Source organism: Corallococcus sp. CA041A, from assembly GCF_003612075.1.
Taxonomy (GTDB): Bacteria; Myxococcota; Myxococcia; order Myxococcales; family Myxococcaceae; genus Corallococcus; species Corallococcus exiguus.
This window is the reverse complement of record NZ_RAWF01000026.1, coordinates 42,796-52,129: the sequence shown is the minus strand read 5'-3', so window position 1 is coordinate 52,129 and position 9,334 is coordinate 42,796. Positions and strand designations below refer to the sequence as shown.

6 protein-coding genes are annotated in these 9,334 nt (G+C 71.5%); 4 read left to right on the top strand and 2 right to left on the bottom strand.

Annotated features, from left to right (window positions below; genetic code table 11):
• Positions 1-2,708, top strand: a 2,708-nt coding sequence (locus D7V77_RS07500; protein WP_368666177.1) for a GAF domain-containing protein, incomplete at its 5' end; no start/stop codon positions are given.
• A 15-nt stretch (positions 2,709-2,723) separates the two neighbouring features.
• On the opposite strand, the gene D7V77_RS44225 is transcribed toward D7V77_RS07500, so the two are convergent.
• Positions 2,724-5,372, bottom strand: a complete 2,649-nt coding sequence (locus tag D7V77_RS44225; protein WP_199733748.1) for a serine/threonine-protein kinase — start codon at positions 5,370-5,372, stop codon at positions 2,724-2,726.
• A complete protein-coding gene (gene hemL, locus D7V77_RS07490) occupies positions 5,356-6,651 on the bottom strand; it encodes a glutamate-1-semialdehyde 2,1-aminomutase (protein WP_120575579.1) in 1,296 nt (431 codons plus the stop codon). The genes D7V77_RS44225 and hemL overlap by 17 nt, the downstream gene beginning before the upstream one ends.
• A gap of 193 nt (positions 6,652-6,844) precedes the next feature.
• Between hemL and D7V77_RS07485 the strand changes: the two genes are divergently transcribed.
• The 3 genes from D7V77_RS07485 to gloA are packed head-to-tail and all read left to right on the top strand — an operon-like array spanning position 6,845 to position 9,269.
• A complete protein-coding gene (locus tag D7V77_RS07485; RefSeq protein ID WP_120575575.1) occupies positions 6,845-8,152 on the top strand; it encodes an AAA family ATPase in 1,308 nt (435 codons plus the stop codon).
• On the top strand, positions 8,149-8,844 hold the full coding sequence (locus D7V77_RS07480) for an HNH endonuclease (RefSeq protein WP_120575574.1): 696 nt from the start codon (positions 8,149-8,151) through the stop codon (positions 8,842-8,844). The genes D7V77_RS07485 and D7V77_RS07480 overlap by 4 nt, the downstream gene beginning before the upstream one ends.
• A gap of 38 nt (positions 8,845-8,882) precedes the next feature.
• On the top strand, positions 8,883-9,269 hold the full coding sequence (gene gloA / locus D7V77_RS07475) for a lactoylglutathione lyase (RefSeq protein ID WP_120575573.1): 387 nt from the start codon (positions 8,883-8,885) through the stop codon (positions 9,267-9,269).
• Positions 9,270-9,334 lie beyond the last annotated feature (65 nt).

Sequence of the window (9,334 nt, the reverse complement as noted above, 5' to 3'; positions counted from 1 at the left end):
GTAGGGGGGTGAGGAGCACAGAGCGCACGAACCGTCGGGTGGGGACGGTTTCCGAGGAGCCAGGGGCGGAGTACCGCCTCTTCGACGACATGCCCCTGGGCATGTTCGTGCTTCGGGACGGCCTGCTCATCCATTCAAACGCGGCCCTTTCCCGCCTGATGGGCGTGGAGCGAGAGCAGCTGTCGGGCAAGCCCGTGACGGCGCTCCTGTGGGAGCCGGGACCGTTGGAGGACCCAGCGGATCGGCTCGCGCGGAGGCTGGGTTCGTCGCCCGTGGCGGGCACCTACGAGGCGTGGCTGGCCGTGGGCAACGAAGGGCTCCGCGTGGAGCTGACGGTGCATCCGCATGCCAGGGATTGGGTGGTGCAGGTGCGCGACGTGACGTCCCGCGTCCGGCGCCGCACGGTGCTGCGGCGGCTGGCGGAGCTGGGCAGCGCGGTGCGCGCGCTGCACTCCGAGGACGCGGTGCGCGAGGAGGTGTTCCGGGGGCTGGAGGCGCTGGAGCTGGGCTTCGCGTGGCTGACGCCCCGGGGTGTGGGCGTGGAGCTGTCCGTGGCGGGACTGTCCCCCCGGCTGGTGCCGCACGCGCCGTCGCTGGGAGGTCGCGTGCGGGTGGAGACCCCTGGCGGCTGGGCGCCCGCGCTGGTGCGCACCTGGCGCGAGGGCGATGCGTGGATGGAGGACCTGGGCGTGGAGGCGTCCCGCTTCGTGTCCGAAGCGCGCATGGACGCGGTGCTGGCGGTGTTCCGGCGCGTGGAGACGCACCGGGCGGTGGGCGTGCGCATCGACGTGGAGAACGCGCCCACGGCCATGCTGGTGCTCGCCTCCGACTGGCTGAGCGAGGAGGACGTGGCCGCGGTGCGGCTGTTCGGCCAGCAGGTGTCCTCCGCGCTGGACGCGGCGCGCACCATCCAGCGGCTGAGCGTGCGCGCGACGGCGCTCACCGCGTTGGGACGGCTGGCGTCACAGGCCGCGTCCGCGCCCCACCCGCGCGCCTTCTTCGGCTCCGGCACGGAAGAAATCTCAGGCCTGCTGGGCTGCGACGCCGTGTGCCTGCTCCTGCCCGCGGACACGCGGCACGAGTCGGGCGAGGCCCTGGAGCTCGTGTACGCGCGCGGCCTGTCCGAGGACGCGGTGGCGCGCGTGCGCCGCGCGCGGCTGGGGTCGCTTCCCCGTCCGGGCGGGATGCCGGACGCCGTGCAGGTGCTGGACGCGGAGACGTGTCCCGCGCCCACGCGCGACGCGCTCCGGGCGCTGGCGTTCCAGACGCTGGTATCGGTGCCGCTGCGGGTGCGCTCGCGCGGCGTGGGCACGTTGAGCGTGCTGTTCCACGCGCGCCGCCGGCTCACCGCGCTGGAGGTGGAGACACTCCAGGCCATGGGCACGCACTTCGCGGCTGCCATCGAGTCCCACCGGCTGCTGGACGAGGTGCGCGGCCGGGCGGAGGACCTGGCGCTGATGCACGAGGTGGGCAAGGCGCTGGCGGCCACGCTGGAGCTGGACCGGCTGCTGGCCACGGGCGTCACCAGTCTGGCGCGCATCGTGGACGTGCCGGACGCGTACGTGCTTCTGCCGGATGCCCAGGGGAAACAGCTCGCCATCCGCGCGGCGACGGGCAGCCACCCGGAGCTGGTGGGGCGTCACGTGTCGCTGGACCCGTCGGAGAATTCGCTCGCGGGCCTGGTGTTCCGCACGCGCCAGCCGCTCCGCGTGGAGGACGCGAGCCTGGAGGTGCGGGCGGACGACGAGCTGCGCCGCGCCGCGGAGGCCCAGTCGTACATGGTGCTGCCGCTCGCCGTGCACGACCAGATGGTGGGCGTAGCGGTGATGGTGGAGACGCGCCGGCCCCGCCGCTTCACGCCCGCGGAGCTGGAGCGCGCGGACGCCATCGCCAATCAGCTATCGCTGGCGCTGGAGGGCGCGCGGCTGGTGGAGGACCTGAAGCAGAGCTACGCGGAGCTGGCGCGCGCGCAGGAGCAGCTGGTGAACCGCGAGCGGCTGGTCGCGCTGGGCGAGCTGTCCGCGGTGGTGGCCCACGAGGTGCGCAACCCCCTGGGCGCCATCTTCAATTCGGTGGCCACCATCCGCCGCATCATCGGTCCGGAGAATCCGGCCATCCCGCTGGTGGACATCGTGGGGGAGGAGGCGGACCGGCTCAACCGCATCGTCGCGGACCTGCTCACGTTCGCGCGGCCTCCGTCGCCGCACCTGTATCCGGTGTCGGTGACACAGCTGTTGGAGGAGGCGGTGGGCAGCGCGCTCGCCGACGTGGGCGGCACCTCGCCGTCCCAGGTGCGGGTGGAGTGGGTGATGGAGGAGGACGTGCCGACGGTGACGGTGGACGAGCGGCTCATCCGCCAGTGCTTCCTCAACGTGGCGCTCAACGCCGTGCAGGCCATGATGCCCCAGGGCGGCACGCTGCGCGTGATGGCGCGCAAGGCGTGGATGGACCGGGCCGGCGTGCAGGTGGAGATCAGCGACACGGGGCCGGGCATCCCGGCGGAGCTGCGCGCGCGCGTCTTCGAGCCCTTCTTCACCACCAAGGCGCAGGGCACCGGGCTGGGGCTCGCCGTGGTGAAGCGCATCATCGACTCACACGTGGGCCAGGTGTCGCTGGACGCGCCGGAGACGGGCAAGGGCACCATCTTCCGCCTCTTCCTGCCGCTGGAGCCGCCGGTGGCGCCGAACCTGCCCCTGACGGGCGCCTGACGAAGAGGCGCGCGCTCAGGTGCCGCCTTCGCCGCCGCCCAGGAAGAGCCACATCACGCCGAAGCCCAGGCCGCACGCCAGGGCCACCACCACGAGCATGGCCCAGAAGCGGTACTGAGGCGGGATGGGCCACAGACCCTGGAGCGGGTTGCCCCCCTTGGACTTCACGGGCTTCTTCTTCTTGGTGTTGCGCTTCTCGGCGGCGAGCTCGGCTTCGCGGCGCTTCAGCTCCGCTTGCCGGAGCGCCTCGGAGATGTCCATGTCGTAGCCCACGAGCGTTTCGCGCGTCTTGGTCCGCACCTGCATGGGGCGCGTCTCATGGGGCCGCTCATTCACGACGGGGGCCTGGCGGCGAGGGACTTCCTTGGGCGGGACGTAGGGGGTCGCCTTCTCGTCCAGGTAGGCCGGCATGTTGCCCGTCGTCTGGGACAGGGCTCCGAAGATCTTCGCGGCCTCCAGGGCCTCGGTGGCTTCGCCCGCGCCCTGCGGCGACCAGGGCACCGGCAGCTCGTCCTGGGACATGGGGCGGGTGGCGTCCGGGAACGCCTCGGCGGGACGCGCCTGGGGGGCGGCCCCCACGGAGGTGGCGGGACGCGACTGCGGCGCGGGTCCCACGGAGGTCTGGGGACGAGGCTGGGAGGCAGGGGCGCGCGGCGCCGCGTTCGCCTTGGGGCGGCCGGGCTTTTCGACGTCGGTGCTCTCTTCTTCCGCGTCGTCCGTGCTGGGGCGCGCAGCCATGGGCGAGGAACCAGCGCCCTCGGTGGCGTCTTCCTCGCCGGAGCCCGGAGTCCAGCCACCCTTGCCGGTGGCGGGCAGACCCGTGGCGCTCTTGCGCGTGGGCCGCTCGTTGGTGGTGGAGTCCTCACTGCCTGCGCCAGGAGTCCAGCCCGGGCGCGAGGGGCGGTTCTGCATCGGTGAGTCCTCCGGGGCCGGGGGGGGCCCCTCACTGTGAGACGCTCGAAGGTGTGTAACGGAGTCTTTCGCGTCCGGGCCCGGATTCCAATCCGGCCGGGACGGTTCTTCCGCCGGAGCCTGCCTGCCCGCGGGGGTGCGCTCCCCCGGGTCGGTGGTGTCCTCGGAGCCCGGGCCCCCACGGGATTCCAGCGGGCCGGGAACCTCCTGGGAGGTGGCCTCGTCCTCGCCCGGCCCGGGCGTCCACTGGAGGTCCACCGCCGGTGCCGGCGGGGCCTTGCCCACCTCCGGGGTCTGGGGAGGAAGTCCTGGCGTGGTGGGCTCCGCGGCGCCGATGCCTGGCAGCCAGGCATCCATGGTGATTTCCAGGTTGTGCAGCCGCGCCGGAGGCGCCTTGCGCGGCAGCTCCGACGCGTCGCCAGACTCCTCCTGGAGCCTCTTCGCCTCCGCCGCCGCGCGCAGCGCCTGCTCCACCTGCGTCGCGTCCAGGGCCTCGGTCTGCTGCCCCACGCTGGCGTACTCCGGCGGTGGCGGCTTCGCGGCGTTACGCGCTCCGGTCTCCGGGCCCGCTCGCGTGCTCTCCGGCGGCCTCGGCTTCGCGGCGCCCAGCGCTCCGGTCTCCGGGCCCTCCGCCCGCCGCAACTTCGCCGCGTCCAGCGCCTCCGTCGCGATGTCCTCCTGTGCTCGGAGCCCCTCCGCCGGATCCATGGTCCCGGGGGGCGCGAGCACGGACGGGAACTCCTGACGCGTGTTCGCGCGCTCGGGCTGCTCGCGCAGCAGGTCGTCCAGCATCTGCTGCTCGATGACCTTCTCGCGCGGGAAGGCCGCGGACATCAGCCGCACCAGGTCCTGATCCGTCACGTTGGGCGCCAGCTTCTCCTTCAGCGCGCCCAGCGCCTCCGCCATGGCCGTCGCCGTGGGGAAGCGGTCGTTCGGCTCGGATGCCAGCGCGCGCGCCAGGAACGCGTCCACCGCGCGCGGCAGGTCCGGCCGGTAGTGCCCTGCCGGCTCCCACTGCGGATAGGCCGCGCGCCGCCAGCGCTCCAACGGGTCGCCCCGCTGCGACAGCGGCTTCCACGAGAACAACTCCCACAGCACCACGCCCACCGCGTACAGGTCCGCGCGCCGATCCACCGTGCGCTTGCGGGCCTGCTCCGGCGCCATGTACGTGAGGTTGCCAATCACCACGCGCGGCGCCGTCTGCTGCTCCTTCAGCGTGGACTGCGCCGCGCCGAAGTCGATGATCTTCACCTCGCCCGCGTAGCTCACGCACACGTTCGCGGGGGACAGGTCACGGTGCACCAGGTGCAGCGGGTGCCCTTCCTCATCCGTCGCGTCGTGCGCGTACGCCAGGCCCTCGCACAGCCGGATGCCCATCTGGAGCAGCGGGCCCAGGGGCATCATCCGCTGGCGCTGACGCAGGCGGTACGCGAGCCGGCTGAGCGTCTTGCCCAGCACGTACTCCATGGCGAGGTACAGCTGCCCGTCCACCTCGCCCATCGCGTACACGCGCGCGATGTTCGGGTGCGCCAGCCGCACCACCACGCGGGCCTCGTCGCGGAAGCGGCCCACGAACTGCCGGCTGTCCACGAGCCCCGGCAGCACCTTCTTCACCACGACCGCGCGCCCCACGCCCTCCTCGCGCGCGAGGAAGACCTCCCCCATCCCCCCGGCGCCAATGCGGCGCACGAGGGTATAGGGACCGAAGCGCACGGGCCCGGTCAGGGCCTCTGGTTCAACGGGCGTCGCCAAGCGCGCGGAACGCCTTGCGAGCCGCGGCGAGCACGTGCGCCACCTCCGGCTCGCCGATGGCCAGCGAAATGAACGCCGCCTCGAACTGGCTGGGCGGCAGGTACACACCTTCCTGAAGCATCGCGTGGAAGAAGCGCCCGAACTTCGCCGTGTCCGCCTTCTTCGCGGACGCGTAGTCGAACACCGGCTCCGACGTGAAGAACACCGTGATCATGCTGCCCACGCGGTTCACCGTCACCGGCACGCCCGCCGCCTTCGCCTCCGCGCGGAAGCCCTCCTCCAACAGCAGGCCCAGCTGCTCCAGCCGCGCGTACGTCCCCGGCGCCGCCAGCGCCTTCACGCACGCCAGGCCCGCCGCCACCGCCACCGGGTTCCCGGACAGCGTGCCGGACTGGTACACGGGCCCCTCCGGCGCGACCTTCGACATGATGTCGCGCCGGCCGCCGTACGCGCCCAGCGGCATGCCGCCGCCCACCACCTTCGCCATGGTGGTCAGGTCCGGCTTGAGCCCGTACAGCTCCTGCGCGCCGCCGCGAGCGAGCCGGAAGCCCGTCATCACCTCATCCAGCACGAAGAGCACGCCGTGCTTCTGGCAGAGCTTCTGCAGCCCTTCGAGGAAGCCGGGGCGCGGCACCAGCACGCCCATGTTGCCCACCACCGGCTCGATGATGGCGCAGGCGATGTCCTTGCCCTTCTCGTTGAAGATGCGCTCCACGGCCTCCAGGTCGTTGAAGGGCGCGGTGAGCGTGAGCGACGCCAGCGCGGACGGCACGCCCGGGGAGTCCGGCAGGCCTAGCGTCTCCACGCCGCTGCCCGCCTTCACGAGGAACGGGTCACCCGCGCCGTGGAAGCAGCCTTCGAACTTGAGGATGTAGTCGCGGCCGGTGAAGCCGCGCGCCACGCGGACGGCGGCCACCGTGGCCTCCGTGCCACTGGACACCAGGCGCACCTTCTCCACCGAAGGCACCGTGGCGCAGAGCAGCTCCGCGAACTCCACCTCCGCGGCGACGGGCGCGCCGAACGTGGTGCCGCGCCGGGCGGCCTCCACGATGGCCTCCACGATGGGCGGGTACGCGTGGCCCAGGATGAGCGGGCCCCAGCTGCCCACCAGGTCCACGTAGCGGTTGCCGTCCACGTCGGTGAGCCACGCACCGGAGCCTTCCTTGAAGAAGACGGGGTCGCCTCCCACGCCACGGAAGGCACGCACCGGAGAGTTCACGCCGCCCGGGATGCGCGCCTGCGCACGGGCGAAGAGGGCCTGGCTTTGAGCGTGTTTCATGCCGGTGGGCATAGCACGCGCCGGACGCGCGTCCCTGCCCCGAGTGGCCCTCCGATGTCGCCTTTTCACCCCAGAGCGGACGCCTGCCTGGCTGACCGGGGCGCTCTCGCAACGTAGGGAATTCACGTGCGTCGCCAGGGACCTGGAAGATACTGGCGGACACGATGTCCCACAGGTCCCGACGAAAGCACCGATGAGAATCGAGCGCATCGAGGTCAAGAACTTCCGTGGATTCGCGTCGCGAGCCTTCGAGTTCTCGCCCTCGTTCAACGTGCTCATCGGCGACAACGGCACGGGGAAGACGGCCATCCTCGACGCGCTCTCCATCGCGGCGGGCGCCATCTTCCTGGGGCTGGAGGGCGCCACGCCTCCCGGCATCCATCGCGATGACGTGCGGCGCGTGATGCACACCGCGGGCGAGGTCCCCACGCTGGAGGCCCTCTACCCCGTGGAGGTGCGCTGCAAAGGCCTCATCGAAGGGAAGAGCCTGGAGTGGGCGCGGACGCTCGAAGGCCCCAACAAGCACACCACCCATGGACAGACATCCGACCTGTCCAAGCGGACGCTGTCCTGGCGTTCGCAGGTGCGCAAGGGCAAGGACGTCGCCCTGCCGCTCATCGCCTACTACGGGACGGGACGCCTCTGGCTGCAACGCCGGGCCCGCCAGTCCACGGCGTCGGATGGAGCCAGGGTCCTCAAGCCCCGCTCGCGGTTCAGGGGCTATCACGGGTGCCTCGACCCCTCCTCCAATCACAAGGACTTCATCTCCTGGTTCAAGACCATGGAGTTGATCCAGCTCCAGGAGGGGCGCGCGCTCGGCACGTTGGGCGCGGTGAAGCACGCGCTTCGCGAGTGCATGCGGGACTGGACGGACGTCCGCTACGACCTGCGGCTGGGCATGCTGGTCGCGAGCAAGAAGGACGGCGCCCAGCTGCCCTTCGACATGCTGAGCGACGGCGCCCGGAGCATGCTGGCCATGGTGGGCAACATCGCCTACCGCACCGCCACCCTCAATCCGCACCTGCGTGAGCAGGCGCCCTCCCAGACGCCGGGCATCGTCCTCATCGACGAGTTGGACCTGCACCTGCACCCCAACTGGCAACGCGAAGTGGTGGACGACCTGCGCAAGGTCTTCCCCCAGATGCAGTTCGTGGCCACGACCCACTCGCCCTTCATCATCCAGTCGCTGCGCGAGAACGAGCTCATCAACCTGGATGATCAATCCCGCGAGACGCTCCCCAGCCGGAGCATCGAGGACATCGCACAGGAGGTGATGGGCGTGGACCTTCCCCAGCGCAGCCATCGCCATCAGGTGATGATGGAGGCGGCGCGGAAGTACTACGCGGCGCTGGAGCAGGCGAAGGGCTCCAAGGGCAAGGAACTCCAACGCCTCAAGCAGGAGCTCGACGAACTCTCCGCGCCCTTCAGCGACGACGTCGCCTACCACGCCTTCCTGGAGATGCAGCGAGGCAAGGCCGGGCTCCCCGGAGACGAATCGTGAGGCCCGTGGAGCGGGGGGACTGGCCCGTCGACGGCGAGGGCGTGCGCCGGACCTTCTCCGATTACCCGGAGGCGCGCGGCGCCCTCATCGAGCGGATGGGTGAGTACTGCTCGTTCTGCGAGGGCCGGATGAACGCCAGCCTCGCCGTGGAGCACATGCTTCCCCAGGAGCATCACCCCGGGCTCGCGCGGGAGTGGCACAACTTCCTGCTCGCCTGCGTGAACTGCAACAGCACCAAGAGCGCCAAACGCATCCGCCTGGGGAGCTACTACTGGCCGGACCGCGACAACACGGCCCGGGCCTTCGTCCACGCCGCGGACGGAGTCGTGACCGCGGCGCCGAACCTGAGCCCCCAGGAGCGGCGTCGCGCGGAGCGGACGCTTCAGCTCACGGGGCTCGACAAGCTGCCGCCCCACCACCCCAGGGCCAGCGACCGCCGCTGGCAGCATCGCAGGGAGGCGTGGGCACGAGCGGAAGAAGCCCGGGACTGCCTCGCTGCCTCCGACACGCCCCACATGCGGAGGCTGGTCATCCGGCAGGCCACGGCGCTGGGCCATTGGTCCATCTGGATGACTGTCTTCGCGGCGGACGCGGACATGCGCCAGCGGCTCATCGCCGCGTTCACCGGCACCGCCAGGGCCTGCTTCGATGCGGCCACCCGGCCCGTCCCCCGTGCGGACGGCGCGCTTTAGCCTGCGCACCTACACGCTGGCGCGGTTATAGCGACCGCATGCGCATCCTCCACACCATGCTCCGGGTCGGCGACCTGGAGAAGTCGCTCGACTTCTACACCCGCGTCATCGGCATGAAGCTCCTGCGCCGCCAGGACTACCCGGACGGCCGGTTCACGCTCGCCTTCGTTGGCTACGGCCCGGAGGACACCCACCCGGCCCTGGAGCTCACCCACAACTGGGACACGGCGAAGTACGAGCTGGGCTCCGCCTACGGCCACATCGCCCTGGGCGTCAGCGACATCCACGCCACCGCCAACGCCATCCGGCAGGCCGGCGGCAAGGTCGTCCGCGAGCCCGGCCCCATGAAACACGGCACCACCGTCATCGCCTTCGTGGAGGACCCGGACGGCTACAAGGTGGAGCTCATCCAGCAGAAGGCCTGACCCATCCGTGGCGCCCCCAACAACCGGGGCGCCCTCCCGTGAACCCGTGGACACGGGCGGCATGG

What these genes read in the sequence shown, in the direction of transcription:
- gloA (WP_120575573.1), top strand. Translation starts at nt 8,883, where the DNA reads ATGCGCATCCTCCACACCATGCTCCGGGTCGGCGACCTGGAGAAGTCG.
- D7V77_RS07485 (WP_120575575.1), top strand. Translation starts at nt 6,845, where the DNA reads ATGAGAATCGAGCGCATCGAGGTCAAGAACTTCCGTGGATTCGCGTCG.
- hemL (WP_120575579.1), bottom strand. Translation starts at nt 6,651, where the DNA reads ATGAAACACGCTCAAAGCCAGGCCCTCTTCGCCCGTGCGCAGGCGCGC.